The 23,021-nt window shown below is 60.6% G+C and carries 17 protein-coding genes; 8 read left to right on the forward strand and 9 right to left on the reverse strand.

Features of this window, described 5'->3' with window-relative positions; all coding sequences use genetic code 11:
* Positions 1-32: 32 nt before the first annotated feature.
* From GJ700_RS05210 to GJ700_RS05230, 5 genes are all read left to right on the forward strand, one after another.
* A complete protein-coding gene (locus GJ700_RS05210; protein WP_154371615.1) occupies positions 33-1,580 on the forward strand; it encodes a class I SAM-dependent methyltransferase in 1,548 nt (515 codons plus the stop codon).
* Positions 1,581-1,786: 206 nt separating this feature from the next.
* On the forward strand, positions 1,787-3,733 hold the full coding sequence (locus GJ700_RS05215; protein ID WP_154371616.1) for a type I secretion system permease/ATPase: 1,947 nt from the start codon (positions 1,787-1,789) through the stop codon (positions 3,731-3,733).
* A gap of 3 nt (positions 3,734-3,736) precedes the next feature.
* Entirely contained in the window at positions 3,737-5,095 is a 1,359-nt protein-coding gene (locus tag GJ700_RS05220) for an HlyD family type I secretion periplasmic adaptor subunit (protein WP_154371617.1), read from the forward strand.
* Positions 5,096-5,099: 4 nt separating this feature from the next.
* A complete protein-coding gene (locus GJ700_RS05225) occupies positions 5,100-6,434 on the forward strand; it encodes a TolC family outer membrane protein (protein WP_371867839.1) in 1,335 nt (444 codons plus the stop codon).
* The gene (locus GJ700_RS05230; RefSeq protein ID WP_229506816.1) at positions 6,434-6,640 is read left to right on the forward strand and encodes a DUF6447 family protein; all 207 of its coding nucleotides are present in this window, start codon (positions 6,434-6,436) and stop codon (positions 6,638-6,640) included. The genes GJ700_RS05225 and GJ700_RS05230 overlap by 1 nt, the downstream gene beginning before the upstream one ends.
* A 117-nt stretch (positions 6,641-6,757) precedes the next feature.
* On the opposite strand, the gene GJ700_RS05235 is transcribed toward GJ700_RS05230, so the two are convergent.
* The 7 genes from GJ700_RS05235 to GJ700_RS05265 form a co-directional block, all read right to left on the reverse strand.
* Positions 6,758-7,780 carry a bifunctional UDP-4-keto-pentose/UDP-xylose synthase gene (locus tag GJ700_RS05235; RefSeq protein ID WP_154371618.1) on the reverse strand — a complete coding sequence of 341 codons (1,023 nt, stop codon included), beginning with the start codon at positions 7,778-7,780 and terminating at the stop codon, positions 6,758-6,760.
* The gene (locus GJ700_RS05240; RefSeq protein ID WP_154371619.1) at positions 7,777-8,871 is read right to left on the reverse strand and encodes a DegT/DnrJ/EryC1/StrS family aminotransferase; all 1,095 of its coding nucleotides are present in this window, start codon (positions 8,869-8,871) and stop codon (positions 7,777-7,779) included. Before GJ700_RS05240 ends, GJ700_RS05235 begins: the two co-directional genes overlap by 4 nt.
* 4 nt (positions 8,872-8,875) lie before the next feature.
* Positions 8,876-9,724 carry a beta-keto acid cleavage family enzyme gene (locus tag GJ700_RS05245; RefSeq protein ID WP_154371620.1) on the reverse strand — a complete coding sequence of 283 codons (849 nt, stop codon included), beginning with the start codon at positions 9,722-9,724 and terminating at the stop codon, positions 8,876-8,878.
* Positions 9,717-10,397 carry an LbetaH domain-containing protein gene (locus GJ700_RS05250; RefSeq protein WP_195763791.1) on the reverse strand — a complete coding sequence of 227 codons (681 nt, stop codon included), beginning with the start codon at positions 10,395-10,397 and terminating at the stop codon, positions 9,717-9,719. The genes GJ700_RS05245 and GJ700_RS05250 overlap by 8 nt, the downstream gene beginning before the upstream one ends.
* Positions 10,398-10,469: 72 nt before the next feature.
* The gene (locus GJ700_RS05255) at positions 10,470-12,026 is read right to left on the reverse strand and encodes a glycosyltransferase (protein ID WP_154371622.1); all 1,557 of its coding nucleotides are present in this window, start codon (positions 12,024-12,026) and stop codon (positions 10,470-10,472) included.
* Positions 12,027-12,032: 6 nt separating this feature from the next.
* Positions 12,033-13,199, reverse strand: a complete 1,167-nt coding sequence (locus GJ700_RS05260) for a nucleotide sugar dehydrogenase (RefSeq protein WP_154371623.1) — start codon at positions 13,197-13,199, stop codon at positions 12,033-12,035.
* 160 nt (positions 13,200-13,359) lie between these two features.
* Positions 13,360-14,268: a sulfurtransferase gene (locus GJ700_RS05265; protein WP_154371624.1), complete on the reverse strand. Its 909-nt coding sequence runs from the start codon at positions 14,266-14,268 to the stop codon at positions 13,360-13,362.
* 99 nt (positions 14,269-14,367) lie between these two features.
* Between GJ700_RS05265 and GJ700_RS05270 the strand changes: the two genes are divergently transcribed.
* The 3 genes from GJ700_RS05270 (at position 14,368) to GJ700_RS05280 (ending at position 21,559) form a co-directional block, all read left to right on the forward strand.
* Positions 14,368-15,486: an acyltransferase family protein gene (locus GJ700_RS05270; RefSeq protein WP_195763792.1), complete on the forward strand. Its 1,119-nt coding sequence runs from the start codon at positions 14,368-14,370 to the stop codon at positions 15,484-15,486.
* Positions 15,487-15,523: 37 nt separating this feature from the next.
* Positions 15,524-19,069 carry a DNA polymerase III subunit alpha gene (gene dnaE, locus GJ700_RS05275; protein WP_154371626.1) on the forward strand — a complete coding sequence of 1,182 codons (3,546 nt, stop codon included), beginning with the start codon at positions 15,524-15,526 and terminating at the stop codon, positions 19,067-19,069.
* Between the two features lie 87 nt (positions 19,070-19,156).
* Positions 19,157-21,559 (forward strand): Ig-like domain-containing protein, encoded by a 2,403-nt coding sequence (locus GJ700_RS05280; protein ID WP_154371627.1) that lies wholly within the window; start codon positions 19,157-19,159, stop codon positions 21,557-21,559.
* A 120-nt stretch (positions 21,560-21,679) separates the two neighbouring features.
* Here the strand turns inward: GJ700_RS05280 and GJ700_RS05285 are convergent, their stop codons facing one another.
* Positions 21,680-21,910, reverse strand: coding sequence for a DUF6139 family protein (locus GJ700_RS05285; RefSeq protein WP_154371628.1), 231 nt, complete (start codon positions 21,908-21,910; stop codon positions 21,680-21,682).
* Between the two features lie 84 nt (positions 21,911-21,994).
* Positions 21,995-22,948, reverse strand: a complete 954-nt coding sequence (locus tag GJ700_RS05290; protein ID WP_154371629.1) for a VirK/YbjX family protein — start codon at positions 22,946-22,948, stop codon at positions 21,995-21,997.
* Positions 22,949-23,021: the final 73 nt, after the last annotated feature.

Consider the following 23,021-nt stretch of genomic DNA (forward strand, 5'->3'; position numbering starts at 1 on the left):
TAGCCAACTTATGTTTGGTAGCTAATGGAGGAATGATGGGCTGGACCAGTGGATATGTTTCGGACGTTGAATACACCGCAGGCTTTTATGCTGAGCAAAGTCCGGTGTTGTTGAATTTTGTTGCGGTGTTGAATGGCTATGAGCCATTGCCGCTTGACCGCCCCTTTACTTATTTCGAACTGGGTTTCGGGCGTGGAGTGACTGTCAATCTGCTGGCGGCCAGCAATCCGAACGGCAAGTTCTATGCGGCGGACTTCAATCCTGCCCATGTGGCTGGCGCCACAGCCTTGGCCGACCAAGCGGAGCTGGGCAATGTGATTTTGCTGGAGAATAGTTTCGAAGAGCTGGCGGAAGGGGCAGTTGAGTTGCCACAGTTCGACTTCATCACGTTGCACGGCATCTATACCTGGGTGACGGATGAAAACCAGGGGCACATTGTCGACTTCATCAGTCGTTACCTGAAGCCGGGCGGCATTGTTTACATCAGCTATAACGCGTTGCCGGGATGGGCGGCAACGCAGCCCTTGCAGCGCTTGCTGGTGGAGTATGGCGATGCATTCCCGAATCGTAGTGATATTCAAGTGGGCAATGCGGCGGAGTTCATACAAAAACTCGTCGATGCCAAAGTCAATTATTTCGTCAATGCCGGTGAGGCACTTCAGGCGCGCTTGGGCGGTCTGAAAAAGCACAATCGCAATTATCTGGTGCACGAATACATGCACAAACACTGGCAGCCGATGTATCACGCTGACGTGGCGCGTGACTTGGCCGATGCGAAGCTGGAGTTCATTGGCTCGGCAGACCTGGTATTTGCGTATCCGAAGCTCTATCTGACGGAGGAAAAAGCAGCGCTGATAGCAACGTTCCCTGACCCGGCAATGCAGGAAACACTGAAGGATTACAGTCTCAACACCAGTTTCCGCAAAGACGTATTTGTGCGTGGTGCGCGGCAATTGAGTTCGCTTCGCCGCCAGGAATTGTTGCGCAAGTTTGGCTTGGCGTTAACTGTTTCGCGCGACGCGGTGCAGCTGAAAATGAAGATTGCGTTTGGTGAGGTCAATGCCAAACCGGAACTTGCTGTCCCTATCTGTGATGCGCTGGCGCGTGGTCCGCAAACATTGGGGCAATTGGCGGCATTACCGGCTTTGGCAGGCAGTAATCTGGAAGACGTGGCGCAATTGGCGGCCCTGTTTGTCGCATCGCGTCAGGCGGTCTTGTATGACGCTACCTATGTGTCTCAACCGCAAGAGGCAGCCAGAAGAATGAATGTCGCCATCGCCTCGGGTGTTCAGTATGGCGATGAGATTCACTCGCTGTGCTCCGGTTTGGCCGGCAGCGCAATCACTGCACCATACGTCGCGCGTCTGATCTATTGGTTGATGGCGGCTAAAGGCGTGAAGGTGGATCCTGCGGCGTTGGCCGAGGCAGGCTGGCAGGTCATGCGGGCACAGGGTCGTCACATGATGAAAGACGGCGCGTTATTGCAGGACGACGCTGGCAATCTTGCTGAGCTGCAATCTCATATTGAGCGGATTCTTCAAGAGGAGTTGCCCATCTGGCGCAACCTGAACATGCTGTAATGAATTCGGCAGGGACTCCACGGGAGTCCCTGTTACTTCTGGATACAACTCTCCCACCTCCCTACGTGCAATAAAATGTGACGCACATCACATTTCTCGGCCGTTTTCAGCGATAATGTCACGTCTCTGATTTTTTAATGGGTGCGCTTGCGCGCCCAATCCGTCGCAGTCCGACCTGCGTCATCCGCTGGGCATAGCCGCTTAACATGAAAAAACTACTCAATCCTAAAAACGAAATCGAACAGGTCATGCTGCGGTTTAAGAGCACGTTCTACACAGTGGGATTCTTCAGCGCGATCATCAATATGCTGATGCTGGCGCCATCGCTGTACATGCTGCAAGTGTACGACCGCGTGCTGCAAAGCCAGAATGAAATCACGCTGCTGATGCTGACCCTGGTGATCGTGGGGGCCTATGTGTTCATGGGCGCGCTGGAATTGGTCCGCAGTTTCGTGCTGGTGCGTGTGGGCGCCAAGTTCGACATGGAACTGAACCGCCGCGTGTACACGGCCGCGTTCGAGCAAAACTTGAAAATGGCCGGTGGTAATGCCGGCCAGGCGCTGAACGATTTGACCAACCTGCGCCAATTCCTGACCGGTAACGCGTTGTTCGCGCTGTTCGATGCGCCATGGTTCCCGTTCTACCTGATCGTGATCTTCATGTTCGAGGCGACGCTGGGCTGGTTTGCATTGATTTGTACGGCAATTCTCGTGGTGCTGGCCATTGTCAACGACAAGGTGTCGCGCAAGCCGCTGGGTGAAGCCAATTCCATGGCGATCCAGTCCGGCAACCTGGCCACCAACAACTTGCGCAATGCGGAAGTCATCGAATCGATGGGCATGCTGCCCAACCTGATGAAACGCTGGTTCGTCTTGCATGGCAAATTCCTGCACCTGCAGGCCGAAGCCAGTGAAAAAGCCGGCCTGGTGGGCGCATTGACCAAGTTCGTGCAAGTGTCGGTGCAATCGCTGGTGCTGGGCCTGGGCGCCTTGCTGGTGCTGGAACATAAGATTACGCCGGGGATGATGATTGCCGCGTCGATTTTGCTGGGCAAGGCCATGGGCCCGGTGCAGCAACTGATCGGCGTGTGGAAGAGCTTTGCCAGCACCCGCAGCTCGTATGAACGGCTGACCGTTCTGCTGGAAGCCAATCCGGCCCGTGAACAGGGCATGGCCCTGCCAAAACCAGTCGGCAAGTTGTCGGTTGAAGGCATTATTGCCGCGCCGCCGGGCGCCAAGGCTGCGCTGTTGAAGAATGTGACGTTCGCTATCAATCCCGGTGACGTGCTGGGCATTATCGGCCCAAGCGGTTCCGGCAAGTCGACCCTGGCGCGCCTGCTGGTGGGTGTGTGGCCGGCACAAAGCGGCAAGGTGCGCCTGGATGGCGCGGACATTTACCACTGGAACAAGGCTGAACTGGGCCCGTCGATCGGTTACCTGCCGCAAGACATCGAACTGTTTGCCGGCACCGTCGCGGAAAACATTGCCCGCTTTGGCGATGTGGATCCTGAAAAGGTCGTGCGCGCCGCACAGCGTGCCGGTGTGCATGACATGATCCTGCGCATGCCGGATGGCTATGACCATAAACTGGGTGATGGCGGCGCCGGCCTGTCTGGCGGCCAGCGCCAGCGTCTGGGCCTGGCCCGCGCCATGTATGACGATCCATCGCTGATCGTGCTGGATGAACCGAACTCGAACCTGGACGATGTCGGCGAACAGGCTCTGGTGCGCGCCGTGGCGGACTTGCGCCAGCAGGGCAAGACCATTGTGCTGATCACGCACCGTACGTCGGCCATCTCCGCCACCACCAAGCTGCTGTTGATGCGTGACGGCATGGCGGAAATGTTTGGTCCGACCGACCAGGTGCTGCAAGCGCTGCAACAGCAAAACCAGCAAGCGCAACAGCAAATGGCGGCGCAGCAGCAAGCCGCGCAACAACAGGCGCAACAACTGGCAATGCAGCAGGCTCAAGCGCAACAAGCCCAGGCACAGCAAGCCCAGGCACAACAGGCTCAGGCTCAACAGGCCCAGGTACAGGCCCAGGCACAGGCCCAGGCGGCACAGGCCCAGGCGGCAGCCGCCAAGGCTGTAGCCGAGCAGCAAGCCGTGGAATCCGCGGCGCAGGGTGGCAAAGCCACCACGGAACAGGAGTAAGCAATGAAATTGATTGATACCAAGGCACTGGCCACTGACGTGGTGGCGCGCGACGTGACGCCGGCAACCGTGCATACGGACGCCAGTGCATACAGCCGTCTTGGCTGGATGATCGTATTGTTTGGCGTGATTGGTTTCCTGCTGTGGGCCTCGTTTGCGCCCCTGGATAAAGGTGTGCCGATGTCGGGTGACGTCGCCAAGGAAGGCAACCGCAAGGCCGTGCAGCATTTGTCCGGCGGCGTGGTGCAAGACATCCTGGTCAAGGAAGGCGATTTCGTCAAAAAAGGGCAAGTACTGGTGCGCATGAATAATGTGCAGGTGAACGCGCAATCGGAAATCACCAAAGTGCAGCTGTTCACCAACCGCGCGGCGGAAGCGCGCCTGATCGCGGAACGCGACGGCAAGAGCGCGCCGGTGTTCCCGGAAGATTTGAAGCAGTTCAAGGACGACCCGCGCGTGACCGAAAACATCGCGCTGCAAAATCAGCTGTTCACGTCGCGCCAGTCTTCATTAAAAAGCGAACTGGGCGCCATCGATGAAAATATTTCGGGCCTGAAGCTGCAACTGGACGGCCTGTTGGCATCGCGCGACAGCAAGAAAGAGCAGCTGGTCATCCTGAAAGAGCAGGTGGACAACCTGCGCGACCTGTCGCGTGACGGCTTCGTGGCGCGCGCCCGTTTGCTGGACGTGGAACGCACCTACGTGCAAACCAAGGGCGCACTGGCGGAAGACATGGGCAACATTGGCCGCACCCAGCGCCAGATTTCCGAACTGACCTTGCGCCGCGCCCAGCGCGTGCAGGACTACCAGAAGGAAGTCCGCAGCCAGCTGTCCGAAGTGCAGAAGGAAGCGGAAGCCCTGTCCAACCGGTTCGTGGCGGAAGAATATAACCTCAAGAATGCCGACGTGACAGCGCCGGTGGACGGTACCGTGATCGGCATGAACGTGTTCACCAAAGGTGGCGTGGTGCAGCCCGGCTTCAAGATGATGGACATTGTGCCGGTGGACGATGCGCTGGTGGTGGAAGGCCGCCTGCCGGTCAACCTGATCGACAAGGTCCATGCCGGCATGCCGGTGGAGCTGATCTTCGCCGCGTTTAACAGCAACACCTCGCCGCATATTCCGGGCAAGGTGACCAAGGTGTCGCCCGACCGCCTGATGGACGAGCGCAGTGGTCAGCCTTACTATACCGTGGTGGCCAGCGTATCGCCGGAAGGCTTGAAGACCATGCATCGCCACAAGATGGAAGTGCGCCCTGGTATGCCAGTGGAACTGTTTGTGAAGACGGGCGAACGCACGATGATGAATTACCTGCTGAAGCCAATTTTCGACCGCGCCAAAACTTCGATGTCGGAGGAATAATATAGTGAGCTTTCTGCGATCCAAACGCGGCCTGATGGCCACGGCGCTGGGCGCCGCTTTCCTGTTGCCTGGCGCCGGCGCATCGGCCATGGGCCTGATCCAGGCGTACGAAGCGGCTTTGAAAAACGATCCTGCTTACCGCGCCGCGTTCTACAGCACGGAAAGCGGCAAGGAAAACAAGATCATTGCCCGCGCCGGCCTGTTGCCCAGCCTGTCCGCCAGCGTCAGCGGCGGCAGGAACCACAGTGACATCATCCAGGGCTCGCAGCCGATGCGGCAGGAAGACTACAACAGCAAGTCGCGTGTCGTGCAATTGCGCCAGACCGTGGTGAACTTCGATGCGCTGGCCCGCTACAAGCAAGGCGTGCTGCAGGAGCAGGCGGCGGAGTCGTCGCTGCTGAGCGAAACGCAGCAGGTGGCGTTGCGCGTCGTGGGCGCCTATGTCGAAGTGCTGTTCCGCCAGGACCAGCTGGCCGTGGCGAAGAGCGAACGGGATACCTATGTCGAACGCATGAAGGTCAATGACCGCATGTATGCGAAAGGCGAGGGTACCCGTACCGATATGCTGGAAACCCGCGCCCGCCTGGATGTGTCGGAAGCGGCGGTGCTGGAAGCGCAGGACCAATTGAACTCGGCCCGCACCACGCTGGAAGGGATCGTTGGCGGCCCGGTGGGAGAACTGGACCGGCTGGCGCCCCAGTTCCGCAGCCGCCCGATGGAAACGCAAAGCTTTGAAGAGTGGAAGCGCATCGCGCTGGATAACAACCACGAAATCCGCACGCGCCGCCTCACGGTCGACATCAACCAGCAGGAAGTCAACAAGCAGCGCGCCGGCCATTATCCGCGCCTGGACGTGACGGCGTCGTATTCCAAGAGCTTGTCGGAGTCCGTGAATACGATTAATACGGATTACACCACGCGCTCCGTGGGTTTCCAGCTGAATATTCCGCTGTATTCCGGCGGTGCAGTCAATGCCGCAACGCGCCAGGCGGTGGCGGGGCGCGAAAAAGCCAGGGCGGAACTGCAGTCGGAAGTCGACCGCGCCATGGTGGAATTGCGCAAGGACTATGACCAGCTGGCCAGCGCCGTGCCCCGCATCGACGCGCTGTCCAAGGCAGTCGATTCCGGCAAGCTGCTGGTGACCGCGACCGAGCAGAGTATCAAGGGCGGCGTGCGTATCAACCTGGATTTGCTCGATGCCCAGCGCCAGCTCAGCGTCACGGAGCGTGACCTGGCCCAGGCGCGCTATGCGTACATCCTGGCTTACCTGAAGCTGCGCGCCGCAGCCGGCCAACTGGCGGTGTCCGACATCCGCGAAATGGCGGCGTATTTCCGTTAATGATGGACGATGAAGAAGAAGTCACGGTCGACGGCGTCACCTACAAGGTGGCGTCGCTGAGCGAGGAAGCGCGGACGCAGGTGAATAACTTGAAGTTTGTCGAAGCGGAGATTGCCGCAATGCAGTCGAAGGTGGCGGTGTTTACCACCGCCAAAATCGCCTACGAAAACGCGTTGCGGCAGGCGTTACCGCGCGCGACGCATTAAGCTTTGAGTCTGACCATGCCAGTAGCTGTCTTCTGTAGCGTGAATTTGCGGGCGAAGCGCGCGTAATCCACCACGCCCGGGACAAAACGCATGAGGTGTTACTAGATCGGTTGTGCTTCAAGCACAGGCGTCATACGCGGTAAATATCGAACGCAAGGCCGCATCCAGCCCGACTTCAGGCGACCAGGATAAATCGGTTTTCGCTGCAGCGATGTTGGGGATGCGCCGGCGCGGATCTTCATAGCCGGAACCATATACGTCGGTACCCGGCAGTGCCTGGAAGTGCACTTTGGCCGCCGATTCACGCAACGCGGGATATTCAGCAGCGATCGCCACCATCCGGTTCGCCAGTTCGGCGACCGACACGTCGTTGTGCGGATTGCCGATGTTGTAGATCTTGCCATCAGCCAGCCCGGATGTATCGGCGAGGATGCGCATCAGCGCCTCGACCCCGTCAGTAATGCACGTAAAACTGCGGTGCTGCGCGCCGCCATCGACTAGCGTGATTGGCTGGCCATGAAGGATGGCGTACAAGAACTTGGTCACAACGCGGCTTGAACCCTCATGCGCCGCGGCGAGCGAGTCTTGTCCCTGGCCGATCCAGTTGAATGGGCGGAACAGGGTAAACCGCAGGCCATGCTGTTGGCCATAGGCGCAGATCACACGGTCCATCAGTTGTTTCGAACAGGCGTAGATCCAGCGTGATTTTGTTACCGGGCCATACACCAGCTGCGTCGTTTCCGGATTGAATTCCTCATCCGTGCTCATGCCGTACACTTCCGACGTGGAAGGGAAGACCAGGCGCTTGCCATGCTTGACGGTGGCACGGACAATCGGCAAATTCGCTTCGAAATCCAGTTCAAAGACCGACAGCGGGTCCGAGATATAGGTGGCGGGCGTTGCAATCGCCACCAGCGGCAGGATGATATCGCACAGCTGGATGTGCGCGTCGATCCACGCCTGCTCGAGCCGGATGTCGCCCTTGAAAAAATGAAAGCGTGGATGGCTTAACTGTTCGCTCAGCCGATCCTGTGCAATGTCCATCGCATGAACTTCCCACGTGGTGGTGTCCAGTATGCGGCGCGATAAGTGATGGCCAATGAAACCATTGGCCCCAAGAATAAGAATTTTTTTTGTCATGGAAGTACTTTTTGCAGAGCGTCGCAGACACGCAGGACATCGGCGGTGATCATCTGGGGATGCAGGGGCAGAGTGAGGATGCGGCGCGCAATATTTTCCGCGATGGGGAAGTCGCCGGGGGCGTACCCCAGGCGCCGGTAGGCAGTATACAGGTGAACCGCCGGATAATGCACGCCGGCGCCGATACCCAATGCGCGCAGGGCGCGTATCACTGCCGCGCGATCGGTATTATCCGGCAACAACACCTGGAACATATGCCAGTTCGAGCCGGTGAAGTCGGCCTGCGGCAAGACCAGGCCGCGATCCTGCGGCAGGCCCGCAAAATAGTCTTGGGCCAGCATGCGCCGCAGTTGCGTAATCTCGGCCACGCGTGCCAGTTGTCCCAGGCCGATCACGGCGGCAACGTCCGACATGTTCGCCTTGAAGCCCATTTCATCGATATCCAGGGTGCCATCGTCAAACCGCTGGACGCCGAGCAGGCGCAAACGCTCGCATCGCGCAGGGTCCATATCCGGCGGCAGCACCAGGGCGCCGCCTTCCCCGGTGGTGATGTTTTTGTTGGCATGGAAGCTGAACGCAACGAAGTCTCCCGTTGCGCCAACCGGCTGGCCACACGACTGCGCGCCGAACGACTGCGCGGCATCTTCGATCACGCGCAAGCCGTGACGGTGCGCCAAGCCATACAGTGCGTCCCGATCCACGGGGAGCCCGGCCAGGTCGACCGGCATGATGGCACGCACCTCCGGTGTGACCGCGTCCGCCGCCAGGCGCAGGTCGAGATTGCGCGTGACCGGGTCCACATCGACAAAGCGGGGCCGCGCACCGGCCTGCACAATCACATTGGCGGTCGCCACCCAGGTCAGCGGCGTGGTGATCACAACGTCGCCCTGGCCGACGTCAGCCAGTTGCAGCGCCAGTGCCAATGCGGCGGTCCCCGAGTTCATCACGCGCACCGTGCGGCCGCCGCAATAGGTGGCCAGCGCTGCCTCGAATGCGCGCACTTGCGGGCCGCCGGTCAGCCAGCCAGAGCGCAACACGGCAACGACCTGCTCGATCGTTGCCTCGTCTATCGACGGACGTGCAAAAGGCAAAAAATCAGTCACAGCCCAACCTCGCACGTACCCATTGACGCGACGCCAGCGGACGCTGCAGCGTATCGGCCAGCGCGATGGCGCGCCGTACCAAGGCCAGGTTGGTCGCTGGCTGGCGGCGCTCGCGGTCCAGCCATAGATTGTCTTCAAGGCCCGTGCGAATACCGTCGGCAAACAGCAAACCGAGCGTGTTCGCCGTCAGCTGGGTATGTCCGAGTCCGGCAACGGCAACCACCGCCTGTTCGGGAATATGCTGCCGAAGCGCCGCAAACTGCATGGGATTGGCCTGCGCTCCTGCAATGTTCCCTAGAAGCATGTTGACATAGCAGGGCGCGTGCACGAGTTTCTCTTTGATCAGCACGTGCAAAAAATTGGCCATGCCGAGGTCAAATACTTCCAGCTCTGGACGGATGCCCCGTTCCAGCATGCGCGCCGCAAGGGCCCGGATGGTTTCCGGCGCATTGATGCTGGCTTGTCCGGTGAAGTTTAGTGAGCTCAGCGTCAAGCTGGCCATGTCCGGCTTCATGTCGCCATCCAAGTCCAGTACCCGCGAGCGCGACGCAAAGCCGGGATCGTTTCGGCCACTGGTCGTGATGCAAACGAGCACCTCTCGCCCGCCGGGCAACTGGCGTATGCTCTCGATCAGGCGCCCGAAGGGTTCGGGGTCGCTGGTCGGGACCCCATTCACATCACGTGCATGCAAGTGCAGCATGTGCACGCCCAGTTCCAGCGCGGGCGCAATATCGTCAATGATTTCCTGGTGCGACAGCGGGACGCTGGCGCTCATGGCGCGGGTCGGCACCATGCCGGTGAGCGCGAGATTGATTAAATACGGGGAGTTCGTGTCAGTCATGGTTGGGCGCCAACTGTTTGCGGACGGTTGCGGGCACGCCGGCCACCATCACTGCGGCGGGCACGTCGGCCAGCACCACTGCGCCGCCCGCGATGACTGCATGATCGCCGATGCACAGGCGCTCAAGCACCGTGGCGCCCAGGCCCACCGTCACCCCGCGACCGTATACCGACAGGCCGCCCAGGTTGGCGCCCGGCTGAATCCGCGAAAAGGCCCCGATCCGGTTATCGTGGCCTAGCGTGACGCCGCGGTTGACAAAAACATGTTCATCCAGGATCGTGCCCGGCGCGATGACGCTGTTGGCGCCAACGAAAACGCCTTCGGCCAGCTTCGCCAGCGGCGAGACATAAGCTGTGCGGTGGACCAGCGTGCAAAAACGCAGCCCCCAGCGCTGGCGCACCAGTTCAGCCAAGTGGCGCCGGCGCGGTGTCGTTGGCCCCAGCAGGTAGGACTCGCCCTCACCCGGTGTAAAGGCATCGAGCGTCGTCACCTGCGGTGCGTCCCACACTTCGGCCACGCGCGCCAGCCGCTCCTGCAGCGGCACGCTGCGTGGTTCGATGGACTCCGGTTCGTGCACGACGATGGTCGATACGCTCCAGCCCACCGAATAGGCGGCATCAAGCAAGTCCGACAGAATGTTACTTGTTCCAAAAATAACCAGTTTAGTAGACAAAGCAATAATCCATAAAATCAAGTCGGCTTTCCGGCGTGCCCGCGGTGCGGCCCTCCGGCAAAGCTGCGTGGTTTAATCAGGGCGGGAATGGAATCGGTGCACCGCCAACTCCATAGCCTGGCGCAAATGGGGGGCGGCGCGCGCAAGGTCGATATCCTGGTCGAAGCGCTGGGCAAGACGCCTGCCCAGCATGTTGCGCTGCGGGGCGTCCGTGACCAGGGCCACACACAATGCAAAATATTCGTCCAGGCTGTCCACGGCGTCCGCACCGACCTTGTCGCCGCCATCCGTATTGGAAAAGGTTACCACAGGCAGCCCGGCGTCCATCGCCTCGGCCACTGCCAGGCCGCCGCCCATTCCTGGTGGATTAATATAGACATCGCAATCATTCCAGTGGGGCGTCATGTCCGTCACGTGCGGCGTGGCCTGGATCCGCTCTGGTGGCAGTGACGCCAGGACTGGCGGGAGAATGCCCTTGCCGCCCAGCAGGTGCCAGTGCACCTGCGGGTAGTCAAGCAGCAACTGCACCATCCGCATCGCCCACTCGCCGCCGATGCGGGAAGTCAGCACATTGCCAACAGTTAAAATGCGGATGCGACTGCCGACGCCGGCGCCGGCGCCGGCCCGTCCCGCCCGCCGTGCCGGATCGCCATAGCGGCGGAACGGGTAGTAAAAGGCTAATTGTGGAGGCTGCGAACCACCCCACGTTGATGCGTACTGTCCGTGCAAGTGCGCCTGTGCCGTCAACCACACGTCGCTCCACACCATGGGGGCAATCGAACTGGTTGCCATGCCGAGCAGTGGCCAGCGCCGCCTGGCAAGCGCCACCACGGGCGAATAAAGTCCCACGAACACCAGCCCGTCCGGATTGAACTCATCCAGCTTTGCCAGCACGTCATGGCAGCGCCGGCGCACCGAATAGGCGGGATTGCAGCTGTGAACCTGGGTCGTGGCCGGCATGGTGCGCAGCCAGCCGACGAGCTCGGTCTCGACCAGTGTCGGCGTCACGCCATTCCCCAGCAAATGTTCGCTGTCCGGCGCCTGGGCGTCATTCGCGCTGAACAGGTGGGTTTCGTAACCGAGCGCCGTCAGCACCTCCACCATGTCGAGGGCCATGCGGGTTGGCGGATGGCCGGGATCAAGCAACTGTGCGGCAAGCACGGCCACGCGCCGAATCGGGCGCGCCGGGTCCTTCGGCGCAGGCTCGGGTTGCGGCGCAGGCGGCTGCGCACTCACCGCAGCGTCAATATGGCTGGCGAGGCGCGGCAAGCCGAGGGTTCCAAGGCGCGCGGTGAAGTCGGTTCGGTTTACAGCGTGCAACAGGCTGCGCTGCCAGGCAGCATTGAAAAATACCGCCATGCGGTCGGCATCTTGCGGTTGCATCACCGCCAGGGTGGCGGCGGCCTCGCAAAGCCACTGCGGGTCGCCGGTCAACACATCCAGCACCATCGCCTTGTAGAACTGGGGCAGGCCGGGTTGCCGGACCGCTTCAGCCAGCCGCTGCACCACGTCGTCCCGTGCCTGCGCGGTCCATTCGGCGCCGACCGCGCGACGCAAGGCGATCCAGCAATGGCTGGCGTAGGGGTTGGCGATGACACGGTCCAGCGCATCGTTGATGTTCAGGTCCATGTGCCCTCAATCGATTCCAAAAAGGTCGCGCGTGTAGACCTTGGCGGCCACATCGTCCAGTATCCGCGAATTTCGGTTGGCAATAATCAGTTCAGAGGCGTGCTTGAACGCCGCCACGTCATTGACGACGGTACAGTCCAGGTACGCAGGCTGACTGAGCAGCGGCTCATGCACGAGGACCGCGACACCTGCCGCACGTAGCCGTTGCATTACACCGAGCACAGCCGAAGCGCGGAAATTGCTTGCCCCCGCTTTCATGGTGAGGCCGAATACGCCGACGGTGTTGGGTTTGCCGCGCAAAATATCCTCGGCGATGAAGTCCATGCGCGTCTCATTGGATTTGACGATGGCGCCGATCAGATTCTGCGGTACATCACGGTAATTCGCCAGCAACTGTCGCGTGTCTTTGGGCAGGCAATACCCGCCGTATCCGAATGAAGGATTATTGTAGTGCGCGCCGATGCGCGTATCGAGTCCGACGCCCTCGATAATCTGACGGGAATCGAGGCCATGGCTCGCCGCAAAGGTATCGAGTTCATTGAAATAGGACACCCGCAATGCCAGGTAGGCATTGGCAAATAGCTTGATGGCTTCCGCCTCGCAGGAGTCGGTGAAGAGCACCGGGATATCCTTCTGCACCGCGCCTTCCGCCAAGAGCGCAGCGAACATTTCGGCACGCCGGGAACGCTCGCCCACCACGATGCGCGATGGATGCAAGGTGTCGTGGAGCGCACGCCCCTCGCGTAAGAACTCGGGTGAAAAAATAAGATTCTCCACCCCGAAAATTTGCCGGATTTTCGCGGTATAGCCGACCGGAACAGTCGACTTGATCACGATGGTGGCGCCAGGATTGATCGCAATCACATCTCCAATCACCGCTTCGACCGAGCGTGTATCAAAGACCTTTGTGATGGCATCGTAATCGGTCGGAGTGGCAATGACGACGTAGTCCGCATCCCGATAGGCATCCGCCGCGTCCAGCGTGGCGCGGATATTCAATTGCCGGGTGCGCAGGTAGTCCTGCAACTCCAGGTCCTGGATGGGGGACTGCCGGCGGTTCAGCAATTCGACCTTGTCAGGTGACAGATCGAGCACGACGACTTCATGGTGCTGTGCCAGGAGCACCCCGTTTGCGAGGCCCACGTATCCGGCGCCGGCGATTGCTATTTTCATAATGCCTGCAATGGTGTTTCAGATGGAACGCATTTTTTCCGGGTGGGAGTCAGAACCTGGTGTGCGGTGAGGACCATGCCAGTCAGGTTGTTGCGTTGGTTACTGACGAAGTAAAGAAAGCCCGGGTTTTTGAGCCGGGCTTTTTCTTTCAAACGACTGCTTATGCCGCTGCGTGCGAGGCGTCGTCAGCGGCTGATACATTCGCCTGTTCAGCGCAATGCGGGCATGACTTCTCATACACATACAGCGGCGACAACTGTTCGCGCGGCGTCACCACGGCGCGGCAATTGAAGCATTGCACGGTTTCCGTCGGTTCCAGTTTCGGGTTCAGCGCGGTGCGGTAATCGAAGACGAAGCAATCCCCCGTGTAATGGGCGCCGCCCACTTCCTCGAAATACTTGAGGATGCCGCCTTCCAGCTGATACACATTGTCGTAGCCAATGTTCTGCATGTGGATCGCGGCTTTTTCGCAGCGGATGCCGCCGGTGCAGAACGTCACCACGGTCTTGCCTTCGAAGTCGGCCTTGTGTTCTTCGATCACGGCCGGGAATTCCGTGAATTTCCTGATGCGGTAATCGACCGTGTTGTCGAACGTGCCGACATCCACTTCGAAATCGTTACGGGTATCGACCATCACCACCGGCTTGCCGTTGTCATCATGGCCCTGGTCCAGCCAGCGCTTGAGGGTCTTCGCTTCCACGTGCGGGGCGCGGCCTTCTTCCGGCTTGATCAGCGGCATGCGCATGGTGATGATTTCCGACTTGATCTTGACCAGCATGCGCTTGTGCGATTGTTCCGCCGACAAGCTTTCCTTCACTTCGATATCCGTGAAGCGGGCGTCCTGGCGCAGCCAGGCGAGGTATTCGTCGATGTTGGCGCGGGTGCCGGACAGGAACATGTTGATGCCTTCCGGCGTCAGCAGGATGGTTCCCTTCAAGCCCAGGCGGGCGCAGATTTCCTGGTAGCGGGGACGCTGCTCTTCCAGGTCGTTGAAAGTAATGAATTTGTAGGCGGCAATATTGACAAATTGCGCACCCTGGGTGTCGTTACTGGATGCTACGGTAGACATGGCTGATAATCGGGGAAATGCGGAATAATTGAGCATTATAGATCAGCATGCCCGGACAGTATAATGGTCGTTTCCCCGCCGTCCCGGAACCGTCCGCCGATGAAGTCGCTCAATCTGCCCTACAACCCCCGCATCGACCAGTTGCGCTGGCTGGCTGCCACGCTGGTATTCCTGTTTCACTATTACCTGGAATACCGTGGCCAGGGCGGAACGCCGCTGGCGTCGAACTGGTTCGGGCTGGTGACGGAAGGGCATACCGGCGTCGGGCTGTTCTTTGCGCTGTCCGGTTTCCTGTTCATGCAGATCGCGTTGCACCAGCAACACCTGCACTACCGCGACTTCATGCGCAACCGATGCCTGCGCATCCTGCCCCTGTTTTTGACGATCTTTATGCTGGCCACGGCGATTGGCCGCGACAAGTTTGCGCCGCAGGATGTGCTGTACGTGCTGTCGACCAACCTGGGGCTGGCGCCCACGTCGTATACGCCGGTGACGGGCGCGGCATGGAGCATTTCCGTTGAATTCACGTTTTACCTGGTATTCCCTTTCCTGGCCCGCTTTACGCTGGAGCAGGGACCCCGCTATCTGCTGAAGTTGCTGGCATTGATGGTGTTCTTCAAGCTGGCCGCCTTCACCGTCAATGAAAAAAGCACGCTGATGTATTTCAGCACGCTGGTGGGGCGCTTCGACCAGTTCTTGATCGGGATGCTGGCCGCACTGCTGGTGGCGCGCCATGGCGCCGCCTTGCGCCGCTATGGCAACGTGCTGTTGCCGGTGGCGCTGGCGGTGGTGGTCTTCGATAGCGCGCTGCAAAGCAAATTCGCAAAATTTGACCCGGCCACCCATGCCACGTTCTGGATCTGGTGGTCGATGCTGGAAGCGGCCGGATGGAGCCTGCTGATCGTGGCCTGGACCACGTTCGGCAAGGAATTGCCCAAGCCGCTGGCGCGCGTACTGGACCATGGCGGCAAGATCAGTTTTTCGTTTTACCTGCTGCACATGGCGATGATCCATTTGCTGGCAGTGAATTTCGGCCTGCCCGCCATCACGGGCGACAAGCTGCGTGACGCGCTGCTCTGGCTGCCGCTGGTGTATGGCGCCACGTGGGCGGTGTCGGCGCTGAGCTACAACGTGATCGAAGAACCGTTCCTGCGCCTGCGCCGCAGTTACGGCGACGCGAAGCCGGTCCAGGCCGCCGCACGCATGGCGGCGCGTTAAAATAACAGGATATTTTGTCTAGGATTGTGAGCAGTAAATGAACATGGCAGTCAGCGAGCAGGAACACGGCACGGACGTGGTGGTGGCGCCTCCAGGCCCCGATTTCGTCCATCTGCGGGTGCACACGGAATACTCGATTGTCGATGGCCTGGTGCGGATCGACGACGTCGTCAAGGCCGCCGCCAAGGACAAGCAGGGCGCGCTGGCGGTGACCGACCTGGCCAACCTGTTTTGCATGGTGCGCTTCTACAAGGCGGCGCGCGGCAAGGGCGTCAAGCCGGTGGTGGGCGTCGATGCGTGGATCACCAACGATGAAAACCGCGACAAGCCGTTCCGCATCATGCTTTACGCGAAAAACCGCATGGGCTATTTGCAGCTGTGCGAATTGCTGTCGGAAGCGTGGCTGAACAACACGTACAAGGGCCGCGCGGAAATCCGTACCGAGTGGCTGCGCGACTTGCCCAACAAGGAATACCCGCTGCTGCCGGGCGAAGACCCGCGCAATGCGCTGATCGCGCTGTCCGGTGCGCAGTTCGGCGACATCGGCCAGGCCATTGACAACGGCAACATCGAACTGGCCGAGCGCCAGGCGCAAAAATGGGCGGATATTTTCCCAGGCCATTTCTATGTCGAGATCCAGCGCGCGGGCCAGCCGAACCAGGAAGTGCAGGTGCGCCAGTCCGTGGCGCTGGCGTCCCGCCTGGGCTTGCCGGTGGTGGCCACGCACCCGGTGCAGTTCATGTCGAAAGACGAATACATCGCGCACGAAGCCCGTATCTGTATCGCCGAAGGCGAAATGATCGCCAACGCCAAGCGCGTGAAACGCTTCAATGAACAGATGCGTTTCCTGACGCAGGCGGAAATGCGCGAACTGTTCCACGATTTGCCGGGCGCGTTGCAAAACACGGTGGAAATCGCCAAGCGCTGCAACCTGACGCTGACCCTGGGCAAGCCGCAGTTGCCGAACTTCCCGACGCCGGGCATGACCATCGATGAATTCCTCGTCGCGGAAACGCAGAAGGGCCTGGAAGAGCGCCTGCTGCAATTGTTCCCCGACCCGGAAAAACGCGAAAAGGAACGCCCGCGCTACGAAGCGCGCCTGAAGTTCGAGAACGAAACCATCATCAAGATGAAGTTCCCCGGCTACTTCCTGATCGTTGCGGAATTTATCCAGTGGGGCAAGAACAATGGCGTGCCGATCGGCCCGGGCCGGGGTTCCGGCGCGGGTTCGCTGGTCGCGTATGCGCTGAAGATTACCGACCTGGATCCGCTGAAATACAACCTGCTGTTCGAGCGTTTCCTGAACCCGGAACGCGTTTCGATGCCCGACTTCGACATTGACTTTTGTCAGGAAAAGCGCGAACTGGTGATCCAGCACGTGAAGGACCTGTACGGCCGCGAAGCGGTGTCGCAGATCGCCACGTTCGGTACCATGGCGGCCAAGGGCGCGATCCGCGACGTGGGCCGCGTGATGGACTTCGGCTACATGTTCTGCGACGGCGTGTCGAAACTGATTCCATTCAAGCCGGGCAAGCCGGTCTCGATTGCCGATGCGATCGAAGAAGAACCGATGCTCAAGGAGCGCCAGGAAAACGAAGAGGAAGTGCGCCAGTTGCTGGACCTGGCGCAGCAGGTCGAAGGCATCACCCGTAACATCGGCATGCACGCCGGCGGCGTGCTGATCGCCCCCGGCAAGCTGACCGACTTCTGCCCGCTGTACACGCAGTCCGGCGATACCGGCGTCGTGTCGCAGTTCGACAAGGACGACGTGGAGGCTGTCGGCCTGGTGAAGTTCGACTTTTTGGGTTTAACTACCCTGACGATCCTGGACCGCGCCGTCACGTACATCAAGGACCTCGATCCCGCCATGGCCGATTTCGACCTGGCCAAGCTGCCGCTGACGGACCGCGCATCGTATGACTTGCTGACCAAGGCGAAAACCGTCGCCGTGTTCCAGCTGGAGTCGCGCGGCATGCAGGGCATGCTGAAAGATGCGCGTCCCGACCGCTTCGAGGACATTATCGCGCTGGTGGCGCTGTACCGTCCGGGTCCGATGGACCTGATCCCGGACTTCTGCAAGCGTAAGCACGGCGAGAAATTCGAATACCCGGATCCCCGCACTGAATCCATTTTGTCGGAAACCTACGGCATCATGGTGTATCAGGAGCAGGTGATGCAGATGGCGCAGATCGTCGGCGGCTACTCGCTGGGCGGCGCGGACATGCTGCGCCGGGCGATGGGTAAGAAGAAAGCGGAAGAGATGGCGGAACACCGCGAAATCTTCCGCGCGGGCGCCGCCAAGGATGGCTTGTCGACCGAGAAGGCCGACGAGATCTTCGACTTGATGGAAAAGTTCGCGGGCTACGGTTTTAATAAATCGCACGCCGCCGCGTATGCGCTGCTGTCGTACCACACCGCGTATTTGAAGGCGCACCATCCGGCCGCGTTCATGGCAGCCAACATGTCGCTGGCCATGGACGATACGGAAAAGGTGAAAATCCTGGTCGAGGATTCGATCGAGATTTGCGGCCTGACCATCCTGCCGCCGGACGTCAACCAGTCGTCGTACCGCTTCCGTCCGGACGGCCCGCCGCCATCCGTCACGGGCAAGAAAGTCACGCAGATCCGCTACGGCCTGGGCGGCGTCAAGGGCGCCGGACAGAATGCGATCGAAGCGATCATCGCGGCGCGCGAATCGGGCGGGCCGTTTGTCAGCCTGTTCGACTTCTGCAAGCGGGTCGATAAAAAGCAGATCAACCGCCGCACCATTGAAGCGCTGATCAAGAGCGGCGCGTTTGACTGCCTGAATGTCGACCGCGCGATCCTGTTAGCCTCCGTTAGCTTCGCCATGGAATGCGCGGAACAGGAAGCCAAGGCCGCGAACCAGGTCAGCCTGTTTGGCGGCGACGATTCCGACCTGGTGGCGCCACCGGAATACGTGAAAGCCACGCCGTTCACGGACCGGCAAAAGCTGGCCGAGGAAAAGACCGCGCTGGGCTTTTATCTGTCCGGCCACATGTTCGATTCGTACGCGCCGGAAGCGCGCCGCTTTGCCCGCACCAGGCTGGCGGACCTGGAACCGTCGCGCGAGCCGCGCATGCTGTGCGGCGTGATTACCGGCATCCGGCCGCAAATGACGCAGCGTGGCAAGCTGTACATCATCACCCTGGACGACAAGAGCGCGGTGGTGGAAGTCACGGTGTACAGCGAAGTGTTCGATGAGAACAAGCGCATGTTCAAGGATGACGAATTCCTGGCCGTGGTCGGTAAAGTGTCGGAAGACCGATTCTCCGGCGGCCTGCGTATTTCCGCGGAAAAGGTGTACGACATCATCACGGCGCGCAGCCAGTTCGGTCACCAGTTCGCCTGCTCGCTGCCGACCACGGTGACGTCGGCCAAAGTGCGTGAAGTGCTGGAGCCGTACCGTGACGCCAATGGTTTGCCAATGGCCATGCGCGTGCAACCGCAAGGGGTCGATTGCGTGCTGCAACTGGGTGATGACTGGCGGGTGGCGCCGTCCGACGCGCTGAAGCTGTCATTGGAACAAGTGCTGGGCGCGCGGGAAGTCGCGGTCGAGTATTAACGGCGGAGTATTAATCTTCTGCGATTGACTTTGACATGACTCAAGGAAATACTGAGGGGACTTTGATACTCCTCAGTGATTCCCGCCATGGCTACTGTCACCCAAGTCACCAGCATTACCTCGTCCGGCCTGACTTACATCGATGCGCTGCTCAGTAATTCCCCCAACTGGAATTACCTGACGCCGGCCAGCAACACGATTTATTACACGTTTTCCGTCGCCGGCAATAACGAAAGTGGCAATAGCGACATCCTCAGCGCACCGCTGGCATTCAGCACGTCCCAGCAATCGGCCACCCGGACGGCGATGGCGTACATCGCGCAACTGACGGGCATCACGTTCACGGAAACCACCAACACGTCGCTGGCGCAGGTGCATTTTGCCAACGCCAATATCGATGGCGCCCAGGTGGCGGGCCTGTGCAGTTCCAGTTACAACTATTCGTATAACCAGAACAATGTGGTGACGGCATACGAAGCCAGCGCGTATATCTACATGGATAACGTGGAGTGGGGCAACGAGAACGCGAACCTGGCGGCAGGCGGGCAGGGCTATGAAACATTGCTGCATGAACTGGGTCACATGCTGGGCCTGAAGCACCCGTTTGACGACAGCCCGAATTTGCCGACCGCGGTCGACACCACCGCGTACACGCTGATGTCGTACACCCAGGTGGGCAGCCACAAATCCGTGTTCCAGGAATATGACATTGCCGCCCTGAAGTGGCTGTATGGCGGCGACGGCCTGGCCGGCACGCTGGGTGTCAATTCCACCTCGGGCGCCCGCTGGCTGGCCGGCACCAGCGTAGTCGACACCCTGACGGGCACCTCCGCCAACGACACGCTGGAAGGCGATGGCGGCAACGATATCCTGAACGGCGGCGCCGGCACCGATACCGCGTATTACAACGGCGCGCGTAGCGCTTACACGATGACGCAGGTGAATTCCACCACGTGGACGGTGGCGGGTGCGGAAGGCACGGATACGCTGACCAACATGGAAATGCTGCGGTTCACGGACGGCACGATTTCCCTGTCCAGCCTGACGGCTGACACGACGCCGCCCACGGCGCCGACCCTGACGGTGGGCGCCGGCACGTCGAACGCCCGTCCCGTGTTTTCCGGCACGACGGAAGCGGGCGCCAAGGTCGAAGTGTTTGACGGCAGCACCAGCCTCGGCACGGCCACCGCCAACAGCAGCGGCGCGTGGACATTGACGCCGTCGTCGCTGACCGACGGCACCCACACGATTACCGCCAAAGCCACCGATGCGGCAGGCAATACGTCGGCGGCGTCCACCGCGAAATCCGTGACGGTCGATACCACGCCGCCCGTGGTGCCGACCTTGACGGTGGGGACGGGCGTTTCCAGCAGCCGCCCCGTGTTTTCCGGCGTGACGGAAGCGTCCGCCAAGGTTGAAGTGTTCGATGGCAGCACCAGCCTGGGCACGGCCACCGCCAACAGCAGCGGCGCCTGGAGTCTGACGCCATCGGACCTGGCGGGCGGCACCCATAGCATTACCGCCAAGGCGACCGATGCGGCAGGCAATACGTCGGCCGCGTCCACGGCGAAATCGGTGTCGGTCGTGCTCGCCGACACGACACCGCCGGACGCGCCCACCCTGAACGTAAGTACCGGCAGCGCCACCAACCGCCCGCTGTTTTCCGGCATTGCCGAAGCGGGGGCGAAAGTCGAAGTGTTCGATGGCGCCGGCAGCCTGGGCACGGCCACGGCCGGCGCCAACGGTGCGTGGAGTTTCACGCCCGACGTGCTGAGCAACGGCAGCCACAGCGTCACGGCCAGGGCCAGCGATGCTGCCGGCAATACATCAGCCGCTTCCGCCGCCAGGTCGGTGACGATTGCCAGCACGCTGAACCTGTCCGGTTCCACGGGCGGCGATACGCTGACTGCCACCAGCGGCAACAATTACATCGATGCCGGCGCTGGCGCCGATACCGTGGCGTTCAGCGGCAACCGCGCGAATTTCACCGTCAAAGCCACCAGCGCCGGTTTCTCGGTGACGGACACGGTGGGCACGGGCGGTATCGACCAGCTGGTCAACGTGGAACGCCTGAAGTTTGGCGACAAGATGGTCGGGCTCGATATCGACGGCGTTGGCGGCCAGGCGTACCGCGTTTATCAGGCCGCGTTTGACCGCACGCCGGACCTGGCGGGCCTGGGCTACTGGATCAGCCAGATGGACAAGGGCGTCAGCCAGCGCGACGTGGCGGCCAGCTTTGTCGCCAGCAAGGAATTTGCCGACCTGTATGGCAGCAACCCCACCAACCTGGCGTATATCACCAAGCTGTACAACAACGTGCTGCACCGCGCGCCCGAGCAGGCCGGGCTGGATTACTGGGTGGGGGTCATGAACAGCGGCGGCGCCACGCGCAGCGAAGTGCTGGCGTTTTTCAGTGAAGGCACTGAAAACAAGGAACTGGTAATCAAAACCATAGCCAATGGGTTTGATTACACACCGTGGGTGGGCTGATCTGTAAATCTGTAGGGCGGATTGGTTTCATCAAGCCGCCATGCGTGCGTCATGGGTATGGCGTGCGCTGGAGGCGGCGCCAGCATGGCGGCTTTCGCCCCGGCGAAAACCGCCCTACGTTTACATATCCTTCAGTCCGGTAATGGCGTAGCCTTTATCGCCGATTTGCTGCATCGGCCGTTCAATATGGTACTGGGGGAGCGCGGTAACGCCATCGTCGACTTCCAGGGCCTTGGTGGCGGGCTGCCAGTCTGTATTGATCGCTTCCTGGGGAATTGGTTTTCCTTCCGGCACGGCCAGATAGGACAGAATGCCATCGTGTTCGGCTCGTTGGTAGATATCAAGACGCATCGCGTTTCCTCCTGTGGGATTAAACTTGGCTTGCACAGGGATTCTACCGCGCCTCGGGGCCGGATGGCGTTTATGTCATCGTTTCTATGCCGCCGCCAGCACCGCCGTATTGGCGGCTTCCACAGGCACTGGCGCCACGGCAACATTTGCCAGGCGCGGGCGCGTCATGCCGTCCAGCACCATCGCCACCACGTCGCCCAGCAAGTCATGGCGGCGGCGCGCTTCGGCCCGCTTTTTCGACGGGATGCTGTCCAGGTCCGGCGGCAGCAACGGCATGCAGCGCAGCGCATAGTCGCCATCGCCGCGCTGGACGGCGCCCATTTCTTGCCAGAACGCATCGTAATCGGCGTGGACCCGGCCTTTGCGCAACTGTTTGCGCACGGGACGATTATCATTGCTAACCATCAGCATCTGGCAGCAGCCATAGGCAAAGCCCAATTGATGCACCAGGCGCACCAGCAGGTTTTTCGGCCGCAAGCCGTGTAAATCGCGGGTAGCGGCGCGGGCCAGTTCCAGTCCGGTACCGCATTGCGGACCTTGCAGGCAACCGATGCCGATGCTGGCGTGCGCACCATCGAGCAGGAAAGAAAACCCGATGGATTGCACCAAAGCGTTGTTACAGCGCAACTGCAAGACCAGTTCGCCTTCCCGCTCCATCGGCACGATCGCGTGCAGCACGACCGTGTACTGCGCGCCGGACTTGCCGGTAAACGCCGCCAGTTCAACCCCGCCGCGGATGGCCTGCGCCGTCAGCGGCGCCAGACCGTGCTGCAGCACGAAGCGGTAATGGCTGGCCAGCGCGTCCAGTCGCGCGCTGCGGTTGAGACGGGCGCTAAGATAGGGACGATAGATTTTGTGGAGCAGGCGCGGCTGCAATGTTGCAATGGCAGCCAGCGCCGGATGGGAGTTGAGCACGTCGAGCCAGCCCTGTGTCAGGCGCGGCGATACCAGCGCGCGCGCATGCAGTTTCACTGCGGCGCACGCACGCGAAGCAAAGGATTTCCGTTCCAGGCCGGCACGGAGAGTAATCTGGTGCATGATGAAAAGTTTCCGGTAGTTTGACTGGGGCCTGGCGGGGATTTGGCTAGGAAACAATGCGTTACAATCAGCA

The sequence above is a fragment of the Pseudoduganella rivuli genome (assembly GCF_009674485.1).
Taxonomy (GTDB): domain Bacteria; phylum Pseudomonadota; class Gammaproteobacteria; order Burkholderiales; family Burkholderiaceae_D; genus Rugamonas; species Rugamonas rivuli_B.

Bases quoted from the DNA above. Each gene is read 5' to 3' on its own strand.
- GJ700_RS05210 (WP_154371615.1), top strand. From the start codon at position 33: ATGATGGGCTGGACCAGTGGATATGTTTCGGACGTTGAATACACCGCA.
- GJ700_RS05215 (WP_154371616.1), top strand. From the start codon at position 1,787: ATGAAAAAACTACTCAATCCTAAAAACGAAATCGAACAGGTCATGCTG.
- GJ700_RS05220 (WP_154371617.1), top strand. From the start codon at position 3,737: ATGAAATTGATTGATACCAAGGCACTGGCCACTGACGTGGTGGCGCGC.
- GJ700_RS05230 (WP_229506816.1), top strand. From the start codon at position 6,434: ATGATGGACGATGAAGAAGAAGTCACGGTCGACGGCGTCACCTACAAG.
- GJ700_RS05235 (WP_154371618.1), bottom strand. From the start codon at position 7,780: ATGACAAAAAAAATTCTTATTCTTGGGGCCAATGGTTTCATTGGCCAT.
- GJ700_RS05245 (WP_154371620.1), bottom strand. From the start codon at position 9,724: ATGACTGACACGAACTCCCCGTATTTAATCAATCTCGCGCTCACCGGC.
- GJ700_RS05255 (WP_154371622.1), bottom strand. From the start codon at position 12,026: ATGGACCTGAACATCAACGATGCGCTGGACCGTGTCATCGCCAACCCC.
- GJ700_RS05260 (WP_154371623.1), bottom strand. From the start codon at position 13,199: ATGAAAATAGCAATCGCCGGCGCCGGATACGTGGGCCTCGCAAACGGG.
- GJ700_RS05265 (WP_154371624.1), bottom strand. From the start codon at position 14,268: ATGTCTACCGTAGCATCCAGTAACGACACCCAGGGTGCGCAATTTGTC.
- GJ700_RS05270 (WP_195763792.1), top strand. From the start codon at position 14,368: ATGAAGTCGCTCAATCTGCCCTACAACCCCCGCATCGACCAGTTGCGC.
- dnaE (WP_154371626.1), top strand. From the start codon at position 15,524: ATGAACATGGCAGTCAGCGAGCAGGAACACGGCACGGACGTGGTGGTG.
- GJ700_RS05280 (WP_154371627.1), top strand. From the start codon at position 19,157: ATGGCTACTGTCACCCAAGTCACCAGCATTACCTCGTCCGGCCTGACT.
- GJ700_RS05285 (WP_154371628.1), bottom strand. From the start codon at position 21,910: ATGCGTCTTGATATCTACCAACGAGCCGAACACGATGGCATTCTGTCC.
- GJ700_RS05290 (WP_154371629.1), bottom strand. From the start codon at position 22,948: ATGCACCAGATTACTCTCCGTGCCGGCCTGGAACGGAAATCCTTTGCT.